Here is a 14,604-nt window from a genome sequence, read left to right as displayed (position 1 = left end):
CGTGCCCGCACCTGCTTCCCCCTGGACCTTGCGCCTGCAGGGCGTTGGCAACGCCTTTGCGACGTCGCTTGGTTCTGCCATGGCCACGATCGAGCGCGACGGCGCGCCGTGGCTCACGATCGATTGCGGCAACGACAGCCTGACGACGTACCTCGCGCACTACGAAGCGCCGCCGCGCGCACTGTTCGTCACGCACGCGCACCTGGACCACATCGGCGGCTTCGAACGCCTGTTCGGCGCGCTGTACTGGAACGACGCCCTGCGCGGCCGCATGCCACTGTTCGTGCCCGCGCCGCTGGTGCCGCTGCTGCAACAGCGCCTCGCGTCGTATCCCAACACCCTGGCCGAAGGCGGCGCGAATTTCTGGGACGCGTTCCATCTTGTCCCGGTCGGCGACCATTTCTGGCACGACGGCGTGCGCCTGGAAGTGTTCCCCACGCGCCACCACTGGCCCGACACGAGCTTCGGCCTGCGCCTGCGCGGCGCGATGGCGTGGACCGGCGACACGCGCCCGATCCCCGAACAGCTCGCGCGCTACGCCGATGCCGGCGAACTGGTCTTCCACGATTGCGCGCTGCACGGCAATCCGTCGCACAGCGGCATCGAGGATCTCGAACGCGAATATCCGCCCGCGTTGCTCGCGCGTTGCCGCCTGTACCACTACGCGAGCGAAACCGACGGCGTGCACCTCGAACTGCGCGGCCATCGCATCGTGCGCGCCGGCGACGTCATACCGCTGGCAGCACCCACGGCCGAACGGGCCCCGATGTCGTGAGCACGCCGTACCCCATCGTGCCGCCGCACGCCGCGCCGCTGGACCGCCTCGGTCGCCCGTTGCGCGACCTGCGCCTGTCGGTGATCGATGCGTGCAACTTCCGTTGCCCGTATTGCATGCCGGCCGATCGCATCCCGGACGACCACGGCCTCGATGCGGCGTCGCGCCTGGACTTCGATGAAATCGAAACGCTGGTGCGCGGCTTCGTGCGCCTGGGCACGCGCAAGCTGCGCCTGACCGGCGGCGAGCCGCTGCTGCGCAAGGGCCTGCCGGACCTCGTGCGGCGGCTGGCCGCGATCGATGGCATCGAAGACCTGGCGCTCACCACCAACGGCAGCCTGCTCGCGAAGCACGCGCAGGCCTTGCGCGAGGCGGGGTTGCATCGCCTCACCGTGAGCCTGGACGCGCTGGACCCGGCGTTGTTTTCGCAACTCTCGGGCGGGCGCGGGCGCATCGACGACGTCCTCGCCGGCCTCGATGCCGCGCGCGACGCCGGCTTCGACCGCATCAAGCTCAACTGCGTCGTGCAGCGCGGCGTCAACGAACCGCAAGTGCTGCCGCTCGTGCAGTTCGCGCGCGACCGCGGCCACGTGCTGCGCTTCATCGAATACATGGACGTCGGCACGTGCAACGGCTGGCGTCGCGAAGGCGTGGTGCCGTCGGCGGAACTGCGCGATCGCATCGCGGCGCAGTGGCCGTTGCGCGCGCTGGATCCGCAATATCGCGGCGAAGTCGCGTCGCGCTACGCCTTCGTCGACGGCGGCGGTGAGATCGGCTTCGTCAGTTCCGTCAGCGCACCGTTCTGCGGCGATTGCCATCGCGCGCGCATTTCCGCCGACGGCACGCTCTACACGTGCCTGTTCGCCTCCGAAGGCCGCAACCTGCGCGCTGCGGCGCGACAGGGCGAAGACGCGGTGGTCGCGCAGGTTGCCGCCACGTGGACGCGCCGCGCCGATCGCTACAGCGAAATCCGCGGCGAAGCGGGCGCCTCGCGCCGGCATGTCGAGATGTACCTGGTGGGTGGCTGAGATGGCGAAGCAGAAGACGCTCACGCACCTCGATCCCGCCGGCCGCCCGGCGATGGTCGATGTCTCCGCCAAAGCCGTGACCGCGCGCGCCGCGAGCGCGGAATGCCGCGTGCGCTTTCCCGCCGAGGTTGCGTCGCAGTTGCGCGCCAGCGGCTTGCGCAGCGCGAAGGGCGCGATCGTCGACACCGCGATCATCGCCGGCACGATGGCGGTCAAGCGCACGCACGAACTCATCCCGTTCTGCCATCCGCTGCCGATCGATGGCTGCCGGTTCGCCATCGACTGGCAGGGCGAACGCGAACTCAACATCACCTGCACCGTGCGCACCACGCATCGCACCGGCGTGGAAATGGAAGCGCTGACCGGCGCCACCATCGCCGCGCTCACCGTCTACGACATGTGCAAGGCGCTGTCGCACCGCATCGTGCTGGGCCCGGCGAAACTGACGGGCAAGCGCGGCGGCAGGCGCGACGTCGGAGACGCACCATGACTGCGCGCGTGAAGGTGCTGTACTTCGCGTCCCTGCGCGACGTGGCCGGCATCGCGAGCGAAACCTTCGACACCGCCGCGCCCGACCTGCGCGTGCTCTACATCGAACTGCGCGCACGCCACGGCTTCGCGCTGCCGGTGGAAAAACTGCGCGTCGCGGTCGATGGCGCGTTCGCGCGCTGGGAAGACAAGCCGCGCGCGGGCAGCGAGATCGCGTTCATCCCGCCGGTGTCGGGAGGCTGAGATGGCGCGCTTCGCCCTCAGCGACACCCCGTTCGACGTCGCGTCCCTGCGCGCGGAACTGCTGGACGCGCGCGTCGGCGCCTACGCCAGCTTCGAAGGCTGGGTGCGCGACCACAACGACGGCCGCGCGGTCGACGGCCTGCGCTACGAAGCCTACGCCGCGCTGGCCGAGCGCGAGGGCGAAGCGATCCTCACCGAAGCGATGGCCCGCTTCCCGCTGCTGGATGCCCGCTGCGTGCACCGCACCGGCGACCTGGCCCTGGGCGAACTGGCCGTGTGGGTGGGCGCCACCGCCGCGCACCGCGATGCCGCCTTCGCCGCCTGCCGGTTCATCATCGACGAGGTGAAGGCGCGCGTTCCCATCTGGAAACACGAGCGTTACCGGGACGGCGCGGCCGACTGGCTGCATCCCGGTTAGGCGGGCGCGGGCGCGGCGCCTTGTCCCGCCTGCCGCCCGGGGCTAGAATTCGCGGCCCGAACGCCGGCCTGATGCGCGTCCTTCGGTTCCAGCGGAGAGGTGTCCGAGCGGTTGAAGGAGCACGCCTGGAAAGTGTGTAAGCGTCTAAACAGCGCTTCGCGGGTTCGAATCCCGCTCTCTCCGCCATCGCTTCAAACAGCAAGTGTTCCTGTCCATGGTGGCCCCGTCGGCCCCTCGCGACGCTAGGTCGAAAATCCCGCCAGGGCCGGAAGGCAGCAACGGTATTGATCAACGCGGGCGCCGAGGCCAGTCGGCGGGGTTACCACTCGGGTTGCAGGCAACCTGCAACGCGAAAGGCGGACCGCGCATGGCATCATGCGCCCCTATGTCCTATCTCGTCCTTGCGCGGAAATGGCGACCGAAGAAGTTCGCTGAACTGGTCGGCCAGGAGCACGTCGTCCGTGCGCTCACCAATGCGCTGGAAAGCGGGCGCGTCCACCATGCGTTCCTGTTCACCGGCACGCGCGGGGTGGGCAAGACCACGATCGCGCGCATCTTCGCCAAGTCGCTGAACTGCGAACGCGGCACGTCGGCCGAACCCTGCGGCGAATGCAATTCGTGCCGCGACATCGACGCCGGCCGCTTCATCGACCTGCTGGAAATCGACGCCGCCAGCAACACCGGCGTGGACGACGTGCGCGAGGTCATCGACAACGCGCAGTACATGCCCAGCCGCGGCCGCGTGAAGGTCTACCTGATCGACGAAGTCCACATGCTCTCGAAGTCGGCGTTCAACGCGCTGCTCAAGACGCTGGAGGAACCGCCGGGCCACGTGAAGTTCCTGCTCGCCACCACCGACCCGCAGAAGCTGCCGGTCACCGTGCTGTCGCGCTGCCTGCAGTTCAACCTCAAGCGCCTCGACGAAGCGCAGATCTCCGGCCAGATCAGCAAGATCCTCGACGCCGAAGGCATCGCGGTGGAGCCGGGCGCCGTGCGCCTGCTCGCGCGCGCCGCCGACGGCAGCCTGCGCGATGGCCTGTCGCTGCTCGACCAGGCGATCGCCTACACCGGCGGCCAGCTCAACGATGCGGGCGTGGCGACGATGCTCGGCACGGTCGATCGCACGCAGGTCGCGGGCATGCTCGATGCGCTCGCCGCGGGCGACGGCGCGCGCCTGCTCGATACGGTGGCCGCGCTCGCGGATTTCTCGCCCGACTGGAACGGCGTGCTCGACGCCCTCGCCGATGCCTTGCATCGCGTGCAGGTGCGCCAGCTCGTGCCGGGCGCGAACGTGGAAGACGACGGCATCGCGGTCGACGTGCTCGCCGAACGGCTGCGTCCCGAACTCGTGCAGCTCTGGTACCAGATGGCGCTCAACGGACGTCGCGATTTGCCGCTGGCGCCGAGCCCGCGCGCAGGCTTCGAAATGTGCGTGTTGCGGATGCTGGCGTTCCGGCCCGGAGAGCAGGGACCGGGGACCGGGGACCAGGGACCGGGGAAGGGTGAAAGCGTGAAGGGACCGGCTGCCGCGCGTGCGGCGTTGGCGGCTGCGCCGACGGCGCGCAAGGAAAGTGCGGCTGCGATCGTGATGCCGCAGGTGTCGGCGCCGCCCGTTGCCCCCGTTCCTGTTGCACCGTCTCCCGTTGCATCGACACCAGTCGCAGCGTCACCTGTTTCCGCGCCGGCACCCGCCGCTGTTCCTGGTCCCCGGTCCCCGGTCCCCGGTCCCGCTGCATCCGCCGCCACCGACGCAAACCTCGACGCCGACACCTGGCCAGACTACGTCGCCCGCTGCCCCCTCGGTGGCCCTGCGCGCGAACTCGCCGCGCATGCCGGCTTCGTGTCCTACGACGATGGCGTGCTGCGCCTGTCGCTGCCCGCCGCCGACGATCACCTGAAGGCCCCGGGCCTGGTGAAACGTTTCGCCGATGCATTGGGCGCCTTGCTCGGCCGCACGCCCGACATCAAGTTCGAAGCCGCGCCTGCCGCGGGCGAAACCCTGCACCAGCGCAGCGCGCGCGAACGCGATGCGCGCCAGGTCGCGGCGGAAACCGCGTTCCTCGCCGATCCCGGCGTGCAGCGCCTGATGACCGGTCGCGGCGCGACGCTCGTGCCCGATTCCATCCGTCCCTTCGACGACGCCTGACGTCGTCGCGTCCCCCAACGAGAGACCCGAGCCATGCGTGGAAACATCGCCCAATTGATGCAACAGGCGCAGAAGATGCAGGAAAACGTGCAGCGCGCCCAGGAAGAAGTCGCGAAGATCGAAGTCACCGGCAGCGCCGGCGGCGGCATGGTCAACGTCACGATCACCGGCCGGATGGAGTGCCGCAAGGTGCGCATCGATCCGAGCGTGCTCACCGATCCGGAGATGGCCGAAGACCTTGTCGTCGCGGCCTTCAACGACGCCGTCAACAAGGTCAACGCCGAATCGCAGGCGCGCATGAGCGTCGCCACCGCGGGCATGCAGTTGCCGCCGGGCATGAAGATGCCGTTCTGACGGCGATCGCGTGAGCCTGCTCGACGACCTCATCGAAGCGTTCCGCGTGCTGCCCGGCGTCGGCCCCAAGTCCGCGCAGCGCATGGCCTACCACGTGCTCGAACGCGAACGCGCCGGCGGCCAGCGCCTGGCCGACGTGCTCGCGCATGCGGTCGAAACCATCCGCCATTGCGAACGCTGCCGCGACTTCAGCGAAACCGATGTCTGCACGATCTGCGCCAGCGCCTCGCGCGACCAGCAACTGCTGTGCGCCGTGGAATCGCCCGCCGATCGCCTCGCGATCGAGCAGGCCACCGGCTATCGCGGCCTGTACTTCGTGCTGCAGGGCCGGCTGAGCCCGCTCGACGGCATCGGCCCGCGCGAACTCGGCCTCGACCTGCTCGACCGGCGCCTCGGCGAAGGCCTGGTGCAGGAACTGATCATCGCCACCAACCCCACCGTCGAAGGCGAAGCGACCGCGCATTACCTCGCGCAGCTCGCGCGCGCGCACCGCGTGCGGCCGAGTCGCCTCGCGCATGGCGTTCCGCTGGGTGGGGAACTGGAATACGTGGACCGCGGCACGCTGTCGCATGCGTTCGGTTCGCGCGGCGAGATGCCCTGAACGGAGGTGCCATGAGCGACGACACGATCTTCCACCGCATCGCGCGCCGCGAGATCCCCGCGGACATCGTCTACGAAGACGACCACGTGTTCGCGTTCCGCGACATCGCGCCGCAGGCGCCGGTGCACGTGCTGTTCGTGCCGAAGGCCACGGTGCCGACGCTGGATGCGGCGACCGCCGACCAGGCCGAACTCGTCGGCCGCCTCGCATTGGCGGCCGCGGCGTACGCGCGCAAGGAAGGCTTCGCCGACGACGGCTACCGCGTGGTGATCAACTGCAACGGCCACGGCGGGCAGACCGTGTTCCAGCTGCACCTGCACTTGCTGGCAGGTGCGCCCCTGGGGCGGTTCGGAACGCCCTCAACTCACCAATAGCCCCACCACGGCCACGGCGCGGGGTAGGTAAGCACGTCCACGCGCTCGCGCACCGGCCACAGGTACACGACCTCGGCGGCCAGGCGCGGGAAGCGATAGTCGTAGCCGCCGATCTTGCGCTGGTCGTAGCCCTCGACGCGGCCGGTGAAGGTGACTTCGCGGTTCACTTCGAACACCGCCGGATCGTAGAAGCCCGTGCGGCACGCGATGAAGCGGCCGCCCACGTCGTCGGTGGCCCAGTAGGGACGGCCGTAGACGTCGAGCCGGGTGGAGATCATTTCGAAGCACGTGCGGTTCTCGTGCGGCTCGGTCTTCACGATGCGGCCGCCCCAGCGCACGACCACGCCGGTGTTGTCCTGCTCGGCGGCCTGGCGCGGGCTGACGTCGGTGAATTCGCCCTGCAGGGGCTGCGGCTGGGTGGCGCAGGCCACCAGCAAGGCGGCGGCCAAGCCCGGGATGAGGGTGCGGAATCTCATGACGCGTCTCCAGGAAAGGAATGCGGTTGGACGGGCTGGCGGTTCACGGTCGCTTGCGATTGCACACGATACGCCGCGCAGGCGGCGTCACGGGCGGTGTTTGTCGAGGTCGCGGAGCAGGGCGTTCAGCCGTTCGCCGGCTTCACGGGCCGGACCATAGCGCCGGCGGCTGAAGCGGGCGCCCAGCGCCACCAGCGCGTCGTCGCCGCCCGCCCGCGCGCGATGCACGCGCTGCGTCCATTCGCTGGCGGGTTCGTGCGGCGCGCGGGCCAGGCCGAGTTTCGCGTAGCGCCTGCCGACGCGATGCCAGGCGCGCAACAGCGGATCGCGTTCGCGCACATCGCGGCTGAGCAGCCAGACCGTGGCGGCGAGGGCGGCGATCGCCACCAGCGAGAACAACAGCAGCAGGCGTTCCGGATCGACCGCATCGAAACCCAGCGGCTGCAGCAGGCGGCGCTGCCGGTCGGCGTTGAAGCCGAGTACGAAGTCGTTCCACGTGCTCACCATCCAGTCGCCCGTGTCGAACATGGGCTGCAGGTTGGCCAGCAGGTCGCCGCTGGCGCGCGCGCGGTCCTGGATGGTGTCGAACACGCGTTCGGGCGCGACCGCGGCGGTCGGATCGATGCGCACCCAGCCGCGTCCCGCCAGCCACACCTCCGCCCACGCGTGCGCATCGGAGCGGCGCACGAGCCAGTAGCCGCCCAGCGTGTTCAATTCGGCGCCGGCGTAACCGGCGACCACGCGCGCAGGAATGCCCGCCGCGCGCATCAGCACGACGAACGACGAACTGAACTGTTCGCAGTAGCCCTTCTTGTCGCGGAACAGGAACTGGTCGATCGCATCGCGCCCGGTGATCGGCACTTCGAGCGTGTAACCGAAGTCGCGCCGGATCCACGACAGCGCGCGGTTCACGATCGCGGCATCGTTCGCGCCCGCGTCCTGGCGCCATTGCCGCGCCAGCGCGATGGTGCGCGGATTGAAGCCTTGCGGCAGTTGCAGCGCCGCGAGTTGCAACGTGCGCGGCAGGTCGGCTTCGAACGTGGCCACCGGTGCAGATTGCATGCGCCAGCGCGTCACCGAATCGAGCGGGCGTTCGACGCGCAAGGCGCGGTCGGACCAGAAGTGCGCGTTGGGCGGGGGCGACAACGGCACGTCGAGCGCGATGAGCTGGCGGCGGTCGGTGGGTTCGAATTCCAGTTCGTAATCCCACGCGGTGCCGGAAGCCCGGACCGGTTGCGCGGTGTAGCTCGACTGCAGCGGCGCGCGCGACCACGTGCGCCCGTCGTACTGCATGAACACCGGGCCGCGGAAATACATGCGGTCGCGCGGCGGCACCGGGCCGAAGAAGCGCACGCGCGCGGCGGGCGTGTCGTCCAGCAGCAAGTCGCTCCAGCGGCCGGGCGTCATGCTGTCGGCCAGGCCCGGGCGCACGTGCGCGCGATCGGGCACGCCCCACAAGGGCGAGGCCAGGCGCGGGAACAACCAGAACGCCGCGAGCGCGAGCGGCAAGCCGAGCAACAGCATCCAGCCGACCGAACGCAGGCGGCGCCACGCCGTGCGCGGCCGGCGCGCGTCGTCCGATTCCACGTCCGACAAGCGTTGCATCGCCGCGAGCACCAGCACGACGGCGAGCAGGCCGAGCACCAGCGACAGCGGTCCCTGGTCGAGCAGGAAGGTGGCGAACGGTGCGAACAACGCAAAGCCGAGCAAACTGCGTGCGTCGCGCAACGTGTTGGTTTCCAGCGGCTTGACCGCCAGCATCGCGGCGAGCATCGCGCAGCCGGTGTCGCGGCCGAAGTTCACGCCCATGGTCGAGAACACGAACGCGCCCAGGCCCAGCGCCGGCACCATGCGCAACCAGCCCGGCAACGGCGGGCGCTGCGACAGGAACGCCATCGCGATCGCGACACCGGTGATCACCAGGGCGAGCGTGGTCGGCACCTGCAGCAACAGCGGTGCGACGCATGCGCCTGCTGCCAGCAGCACGCCCAGGCGCGTGCGCGCATCCAGTCGCGTGCCTGCCATCGCCGGCGTGTTGGCGCGTGCGATCGGTGCGAGGTCGGCCACCGTCGCGTTCATCGGGCCCCCATCCCGCCGGGCAGCAGCGCGAGTGCGCGCAGGCACGCGTGGCGATGCGCGGCACCCTGCGCGGGACCGATCGGCGGATGGCCGGGGACGACGAGGCGATAGCGCCGGCCGTCGCGCTCGGCTTCGTCCACCCAGCGCGCGAGGCGGCGGATGCGCGCTTCCATGTCCAGGCCCGTGATGCGGAACCAATCGAGCACGATGTCCGCCGACAACGGTTGTTCGTATTCGCGCACGAGCAGGCTGCCCAGGCGCGCCGTGGGTTTCCACGCGATCGTGCGCGGCGGGTCGCCGCGGCGGTATGCGCGCAGGTGGTGCACGTCGTCGCCGAGCGGATGCAGGCGAGCAAGCGCGGCTTCGCCGGCGCCGTCGGGCAGGGGCGGGCCGTTGGGTTCGGGCGCGGGATACACGAGCAGCGGTTGTTCGGGCCACACCCACGACCACGCGCGCACCAGGCCCAGCGGACGCGTGGTGGAAATGCGCAGGCGCGGGACGTCGAGCCAGCCGCGGCGCTGCGTGGGCAGCGCGAGTTCGGCTTCGCCCACGCCGTCGTCGAGCGACAGCGTGCCGGTGGCATCGGGGCAATCCACGCGCAGGCCGCGGCGTTCTCGGCCGCGCGAGGGTGCGCGCGCATGCAGGCGCAACAGGATCGGCGCGCCGGCGGGCACGGGATCGGCGCTCACCGCGACGAGGCGCAGGCCGCTCAGCTGCAGGTGCGCGCCGAGCAGGCTGGTCTGCGCCGCGCCGGCGAGCAGCAACATCAGCAGCAGCGCGGGGTTGTTGTTGTAGTTCAGCGCGCCGACGCCCATCGCCACCAGCATCACGCCGAAGAACAGGCCGAAGCGGGTGGGCAGCACGTAGATGCGGCGGCGGTGCAGCTCGACCGGGAAGGGTTCCGGCGTGCGCGGGCGCACGAAGCGCTCCAGGCGTCCGCGCAGCGCGCGCAGGGTTTCGCGCATCTCAGTCGACGGGCACGGCGTGCAGGATGGCGCGCGCGAGCGCGGCGCCGTCGCCGGCATCGGCGTCCGCCACGAGGCGATGCGCGGCGACCGCGGCGAACAACGCCTGCACGTCTTCGGGCACCGCGTGTTCGCGGCCGAGCAGCAACGCGTACGCCCGCGCCGCGCGCAGCAAGGCCAGGCCCGCGCGCGGCGACAGGCCGACGCGCACGCCCGGATGGCGGCGGCTGCGTCCCAGCAGCGCCTGCACGTAGGCGACCAGCGCATCGCCCGCGGGCACGGACGCGGCGGCGGTGCGCAAGGCAAGCACGTCGCCGGTGCCGAGGATCGATTGCGATTGCGCGATCATCGCGCGGCGATCGGTGCCGGCGAGCAGCGCGCGTTCGGCGTCTTCGTTCGGATAGCCGAGGTTGAGGCGCAGCAGGAACCGATCGAGTTGCGAATCCGGCAACGGGTAGGTGCCGGCGAGATCGACGGGATTCTGCGTGGCGATCACGAAGAAGGGATTGGGCAACGCGTGCGTGGTGCCGTCGACGGTGACCTGGTGTTCGGCCATCGCTTCGAGCAGCGCGCTCTGCGTGCGCGGCGGCGCGCGGTTGATTTCGTCGGCCAGCAGCACGTGCGCGAAGATCGGTCCGGGGTGGAACTCGAAGCGTCGGGCTTGTGCATCGAACACCGAGACGCCGAGGATGTCGGCCGGCAACAGATCCGAGGTGAACTGCACGCGCTGGAAGCCCAACCCCAGCGTCGCGGCCATCGCGTGCGCCAGCGTGGTCTTGCCGAGGCCGGGCAGGTCCTCGATCAGCAAATGGCCGTCGGACAGCAACGCGACGAAGGCCAGCCGCACCTCGTGGTTCTTGCCCAGCAGCAGCGTGTTGACCTGGTCCTGCGCATTCGCGAGGGCCTGGCGGAGCGCATCGGGTAGCATCTTCGCGGCCGGGAGTGCGGACATCGGCTTCCTGTCGATCGTGCGGGGCGGGAATGGCAAGGCGGTCTTGCGGTTCGACGGAGTGTACGAGGGCCCGGGTGCATGCGGAACGAAACTGGCGAACAGCCTGCCGGCGGACGGCGGGCCGAGGATCACCTCGCGGGCGACCTGGCGCAGGCGCAGGCGCGCCGGGTGTTCCTGGCGTGTTGGGGGATCGTGGTCCTGCTCAAGCTCGCGATCGTCGCGCGGCTTCCCTTGTTCGTGGACGAAGCCTTCTACTGGCAGGAAGGCCGCCACCTCGCGCTTGCCTATTCCGACCTGCCGGGCCTGACTGCGTGGCTCACGCGGCTGGGCACGGAAGTCGTCGGGTCGAATGCCTTCGGGGTGCGCTGGCCGTTCCTCGTGCTGGCCGCCGCGTTGCCGTGGCTCGTCGTGCGCGTGGCGCGCCTGGGCGCGCGCGTTGGCGATGACGCCGCCGATGCCACGCTGTCCGTGCGCGCGTGGCAGGCCGGCACGCTCGCGGTGCTGCTGCCGCTCGCCGGCACGCTGGGCATGCTCGCGTTGCCGGACGTGCCGCTGGCGTTCGCCACGTTGCTGTGCCTGCATGCGGGTGCGCGCCTGCTGCGCCGCGTGGATGCCGGCGCCGCGCTGGAACTCGCCATCGGCCTGGCGATCGGCGCGCTCAGCCATTACCGCTTCATCGCGGTGATCGGCGTCGGCGCAGTCGCGTTGCTCGCGTTGCCCGCGGGGCGCGTCGTGTTGCGCGACGCCCGCGTGTGGGTCGCGCTCGTGCTCGGTGCGCTCGCATGGGCGCCGCTGCTGCTCTGGAACCTCGGCCACGGCGATGCCGGCCTGCGCTTCCAGCTGGTCGATCGCCATCCCTGGCATTTCCACCTCGACGGCCTGTGGTTCGTCGTCGTGCAGGCGGTGATCACCACGCCGTTGCTGTTCGCCGCGCTCGCACACGCCGGGTGGCGTGGATGGAACGGGCACGGCGCGCCGTCGCCGGTGTTCGCGCGCTACTGCGCGTTGCTCGGTGCGGTGCTGGTGCTCGGGTTCTGCGCGCTCGGCTTCTTCGCCGACGACGAACGCGTGAGTTTCCACTGGCCGCTCGCGGGGTATTTCGCATTGCTGCCGCTGGTGCCGGCGACGCTCGCGCAGTGGCCGCGCGCATGGCGCCGCGCCACGTGGCTGCTGGCGGGCGCGGGGCTGGCGGCGTTGCTCGCGTATTACATCGTGGTGTCGAGCGCGGACATGCGCGCGCGTTTCGCCGCGGCCAAGTGGTATCCGTCGAATTTCGCGGGCTGGGACACGCTGGCCGATGCCGTGCGTTCGAAACGCGCCGGCATGCCGGGCAACACGCGCATCGTCGCGGACAACTTCAAGATCGGTGCGGAACTCGGCTTTGCGCTCGACGATCCGCGCATCGCGGTGCTGCCGCATCCGCTCAACGGCCACCACGGGCGCGCGCCGCAGCTGTCCGTGTGGAACCTGCTGGCGGAAGACCGGAAGCAACTCGGCGCGCAGCCGTTGCTGCTGGTGGTCGGCGCGTCGGAAGTGCGCTATCGCGACCTGCTGTCGCGCTATCACGCGCTCTGCGACCTGGTGGGGCCGTTGCCGAAACCACAGGGCGTGTCGATCGACCACGGGCGGCAACGCTTCCTGCTGTTCGCGATGCCGGCGCAACGCGCGGAAGGGCCGTGCACCACGCCGGCGATGGCCTGGATCGACACGCCGAAGTCCGGGGTGCGCGTGTCGCGCGATTTCGAAGTCGCCGGCTGGGCGTTCAAGGACGGCGTGGGGCTGGCGCGCGTGGAAGTCACGCTCGACGGCCAGGTGATCGGCGTCGCCGACTACGGCCAGGCCGATCCGGGCATCGCTGCGTTCTGGGGCGTGTCGAACGATCCCGCGCATCCCTATGTCGCCTACACCGCGCAGGTGCGCGCGGGTGCGGTGTCGCCCGGCCTGCATTGGCTGGGGCTGCGGTTGATCGGGCGCGACGGCAGCGTCGAGGAATGGCCGCAGCAACCGCTGCGCATCGTCGACTGATCGCGCGGGGCTAGGGCAGCTGGAATCCCGCCGCGCGCAACAGGCGCGCGGTCGCGATCAGCGGCAAGCCGATCAACGCGGTGGGATCCGACGTTTCGATCGCATCGAACAACGTGATGCCGAGGCCTTCGGACTTGAAACTGCCCGCGCAATCGAATGGTTGCTCGGCTGCCACGTAACGTTCGATCTCCGCGCGCGACAGCGGACGGAAGCGCACGCGCGTGGCGTCCACCGCGTCGTGCGCGATGTCGCCGCAACGCACGCTCACCGCGGTGCGGAACACCACGGCGCGCGCGGACATCGCTTCGAGCTGCGCGATCGCGGCATCGCGTCCGCCGGATTTCCCGAGCGGCTGGCCGTCCAGGTCGGCCACCTGGTCCGATCCGATCACCCACGCGCCCGGATGCGCCTGTGCCACGGCGGCCGCCTTCGCCCGTGCCAGGCGCAAGGCCAGGTGGGCGGGGGTTTCGCCGGGGGCGGGGGATTCGTCGACCTCGGGGCGGGCCACGTCGAACGGCAGGCCCAGCCGCGCGAGCAATTCGCGCCGGTACGGCGAGGTGGAGCCGAGGACCAGCTTCACGCCAGCGGCATCGCGCGGGCGCGTTCGATGCGGGCCAGTTGGTCCTCGATGCGGGTGCGGGCGGCGTCGATGGAGGTCCGGACCGTGTCCAGCTCCTCCAGCGTGGCCCGGCTGCCGTGCTGCTGGAGCCACAGCCGCTGGCGGAGCATGGTGCGCAGGGCGTCGCGGACCGGGTCGTCCTCGTCGCCGGCCACGGCCTCGATTTCGGCCCGGGCCGTGCGCAGGCGGGCTTCCAGGGCGTCGGCCGAATCCAGCAGTTCGCGGACCGCCCGCTGGCGGCGGCCGGACTTGCGGCGGACCATGAAGGCGAGGGCCGCCACGACCACCGCAGCGAGGACAAGCAGGAGAGTGGTGGTCACGCAGGATTCCGACGAAAGGTGCGGGGCCAAGTCTGCCGTTGGTTTCCCTGCCGGATCAAGGAGTTCGTCCTCCGCGGGTTTGACAGGCCCCGGGGCCGCGCCTACCATTCCGCGGCTCATGTCCGACGATTCCCCCGAACCCGGGTCTTCAAAGCAGCCCCGGCTTCCGGAGCAGCTGGATGCCTGGCGCATGGTCGCGGCGCGGCGCACCTTCGAAGGCGTGCTGCCGCTGGCGTCCATGCAACGGTTGCGAGGCAGCCTCGCGGACACCGAAGGAAATGCGCACGTCGAGATCGAATTCGACCACGACGCGCTGCGCATTCCCTACATGGAATTGCGGATCGAGGCGAAGTTGCCGCTGACATGCCAGCGCAGCCTGCAGCGGTTCGTGTATCCGGTGCAGATGGTGCAACGGCTCGGGCTGATCCGGGACGAAGCCGAGGAAGAAGCGTTGCCGGAAGGCTACGAGGCGCTGCTGGTCGGGGACGACGGCATGCTGCGGCCCGCGGACGTGGTGGAGGACGAACTCATCCTCGCCGTGCCGGTGGTGCCCGTGTCGCCCGACACCGACCTGGTCGACAGCGACTGGGGCGCGCCGGAAGAAGAAGTGGAGCGCGCCAACCCGTTCGCGGCGTTGTCCGCGCTGAAAGACAAACAGAAGTAAGCAACACCGCAAGACCAACGAACAACTTAGAACCGGAAGCCGGGCAAGCCGCCCGCCTCCGTCCACCGGAGCAAGA

The 14,604-nt window shown here is 70.3% G+C and carries 17 protein-coding genes, 1 tRNA gene and 1 other RNA gene; 13 read left to right on the top strand and 6 right to left on the bottom strand.

Features of this window, described 5'->3' with window-relative positions:
• The first annotated feature begins 1 nt into the window (after window position 1).
• The 11 genes from LYSCAS_RS01295 (at window position 2) to LYSCAS_RS01245 (ending at window position 6,428) form a co-directional block, all read left to right on the top strand.
• Window positions 2–775 (top strand): MBL fold metallo-hydrolase, encoded by a 774-nt coding sequence (locus LYSCAS_RS01295; RefSeq protein WP_341868564.1) that lies wholly within the window; start codon window positions 2–4, stop codon window positions 773–775.
• Window positions 776–789: 14 nt separating this feature from the next.
• Entirely contained in the window at window positions 790–1,803 is a 1,014-nt protein-coding gene (gene moaA, locus LYSCAS_RS01290; RefSeq protein WP_213437478.1) for a GTP 3',8-cyclase MoaA, read from the top strand.
• Between the two features lies 1 nt (window position 1,804).
• Entirely contained in the window at window positions 1,805–2,293 is a 489-nt protein-coding gene (gene moaC / locus LYSCAS_RS01285) for a cyclic pyranopterin monophosphate synthase MoaC (protein WP_213435248.1), read from the top strand.
• Window positions 2,290–2,535, top strand: a complete 246-nt coding sequence (locus LYSCAS_RS01280) for a MoaD/ThiS family protein (protein WP_213435247.1) — start codon at window positions 2,290–2,292, stop codon at window positions 2,533–2,535. The genes moaC and LYSCAS_RS01280 overlap by 4 nt, the downstream gene beginning before the upstream one ends.
• Before the next feature lies 1 nt (window position 2,536).
• A complete protein-coding gene (locus LYSCAS_RS01275) occupies window positions 2,537–2,953 on the top strand; it encodes a molybdenum cofactor biosynthesis protein MoaE (protein WP_213435246.1) in 417 nt (138 codons plus the stop codon).
• A 93-nt stretch (window positions 2,954–3,046) separates the two neighbouring features.
• A tRNA-Ser gene (locus LYSCAS_RS01270) sits at window positions 3,047–3,139 on the top strand.
• Between the two features lie 37 nt (window positions 3,140–3,176).
• An RNA gene (gene ffs / locus LYSCAS_RS01265) (signal recognition particle sRNA small type) lies at window positions 3,177–3,273 on the top strand.
• 65 nt (window positions 3,274–3,338) lie between these two features.
• A complete protein-coding gene (gene dnaX / locus LYSCAS_RS01260) occupies window positions 3,339–5,099 on the top strand; it encodes a DNA polymerase III subunit gamma/tau (protein ID WP_213435245.1) in 1,761 nt (586 codons plus the stop codon).
• Between the two features lie 33 nt (window positions 5,100–5,132).
• Window positions 5,133–5,453: a YbaB/EbfC family nucleoid-associated protein gene (locus tag LYSCAS_RS01255; protein ID WP_213435244.1), complete on the top strand. Its 321-nt coding sequence runs from the start codon at window positions 5,133–5,135 to the stop codon at window positions 5,451–5,453.
• A gap of 10 nt (window positions 5,454–5,463) precedes the next feature.
• Entirely contained in the window at window positions 5,464–6,054 is a 591-nt protein-coding gene (gene recR, locus LYSCAS_RS01250) for a recombination mediator RecR (protein WP_213435243.1), read from the top strand.
• Between the two features lie 11 nt (window positions 6,055–6,065).
• Complete coding sequence (locus tag LYSCAS_RS01245; RefSeq protein ID WP_213435242.1) at window positions 6,066–6,428, top strand: histidine triad nucleotide-binding protein; 363 nt, start codon at window positions 6,066–6,068, stop codon at window positions 6,426–6,428.
• On the opposite strand, the gene LYSCAS_RS01240 is transcribed toward LYSCAS_RS01245, so the two are convergent.
• The 4 genes from LYSCAS_RS01240 to LYSCAS_RS01225 form a co-directional block, all read right to left on the bottom strand.
• On the bottom strand, window positions 6,419–6,904 hold the full coding sequence (locus tag LYSCAS_RS01240; protein ID WP_213435241.1) for a Slp family lipoprotein: 486 nt from the start codon (window positions 6,902–6,904) through the stop codon (window positions 6,419–6,421). The genes LYSCAS_RS01245 and LYSCAS_RS01240 overlap by 10 nt on opposite strands.
• Window positions 6,905–6,991: 87 nt before the next feature.
• Window positions 6,992–8,929 carry a transglutaminase TgpA family protein gene (locus LYSCAS_RS01235; RefSeq protein ID WP_213437476.1) on the bottom strand — a complete coding sequence of 646 codons (1,938 nt, stop codon included), beginning with the start codon at window positions 8,927–8,929 and terminating at the stop codon, window positions 6,992–6,994.
• Between the two features lie 50 nt (window positions 8,930–8,979).
• Window positions 8,980–9,948 (bottom strand): DUF58 domain-containing protein, encoded by a 969-nt coding sequence (locus tag LYSCAS_RS01230; RefSeq protein ID WP_213435240.1) that lies wholly within the window; start codon window positions 9,946–9,948, stop codon window positions 8,980–8,982.
• A gap of 1 nt (window position 9,949) precedes the next feature.
• The gene (locus tag LYSCAS_RS01225) at window positions 9,950–10,900 is read right to left on the bottom strand and encodes an AAA family ATPase (RefSeq protein WP_213435239.1); all 951 of its coding nucleotides are present in this window, start codon (window positions 10,898–10,900) and stop codon (window positions 9,950–9,952) included.
• A 78-nt stretch (window positions 10,901–10,978) separates the two neighbouring features.
• On the opposite strand from LYSCAS_RS01225, the gene LYSCAS_RS01220 reads away from it, so the two are divergent.
• The gene (locus LYSCAS_RS01220; RefSeq protein ID WP_213435238.1) at window positions 10,979–12,925 is read left to right on the top strand and encodes an ArnT family glycosyltransferase; all 1,947 of its coding nucleotides are present in this window, start codon (window positions 10,979–10,981) and stop codon (window positions 12,923–12,925) included.
• A 10-nt stretch (window positions 12,926–12,935) separates the two neighbouring features.
• Here LYSCAS_RS01220 and LYSCAS_RS01215 read toward each other — a convergent pair whose 3' ends face one another.
• Together LYSCAS_RS01215 and LYSCAS_RS01210 are read right to left on the bottom strand one after the other, a co-directional pair.
• Window positions 12,936–13,505: a Maf family protein gene (locus LYSCAS_RS01215; protein WP_213435237.1), complete on the bottom strand. Its 570-nt coding sequence runs from the start codon at window positions 13,503–13,505 to the stop codon at window positions 12,936–12,938.
• On the bottom strand, window positions 13,502–13,864 hold the full coding sequence (locus LYSCAS_RS01210; RefSeq protein WP_213435236.1) for a hypothetical protein: 363 nt from the start codon (window positions 13,862–13,864) through the stop codon (window positions 13,502–13,504). Before LYSCAS_RS01210 ends, LYSCAS_RS01215 begins: the two co-directional genes overlap by 4 nt.
• A 118-nt stretch (window positions 13,865–13,982) precedes the next feature.
• Between LYSCAS_RS01210 and LYSCAS_RS01205 the strand changes: the two genes are divergently transcribed.
• Window positions 13,983–14,528: a YceD family protein gene (locus LYSCAS_RS01205; protein ID WP_213435235.1), complete on the top strand. Its 546-nt coding sequence runs from the start codon at window positions 13,983–13,985 to the stop codon at window positions 14,526–14,528.
• Window positions 14,529–14,604 lie beyond the last annotated feature (76 nt).

The sequence above is a fragment of the Noviluteimonas caseinilytica genome (assembly GCF_018406605.1).
In the GTDB taxonomy this organism is placed as follows: Bacteria; Pseudomonadota; Gammaproteobacteria; order Xanthomonadales; family Xanthomonadaceae; genus Noviluteimonas; species Noviluteimonas caseinilytica.
The sequence above is the reverse complement of the archived record's forward strand: the minus strand, read 5'-3'. Positions and strand labels throughout refer to the sequence as shown.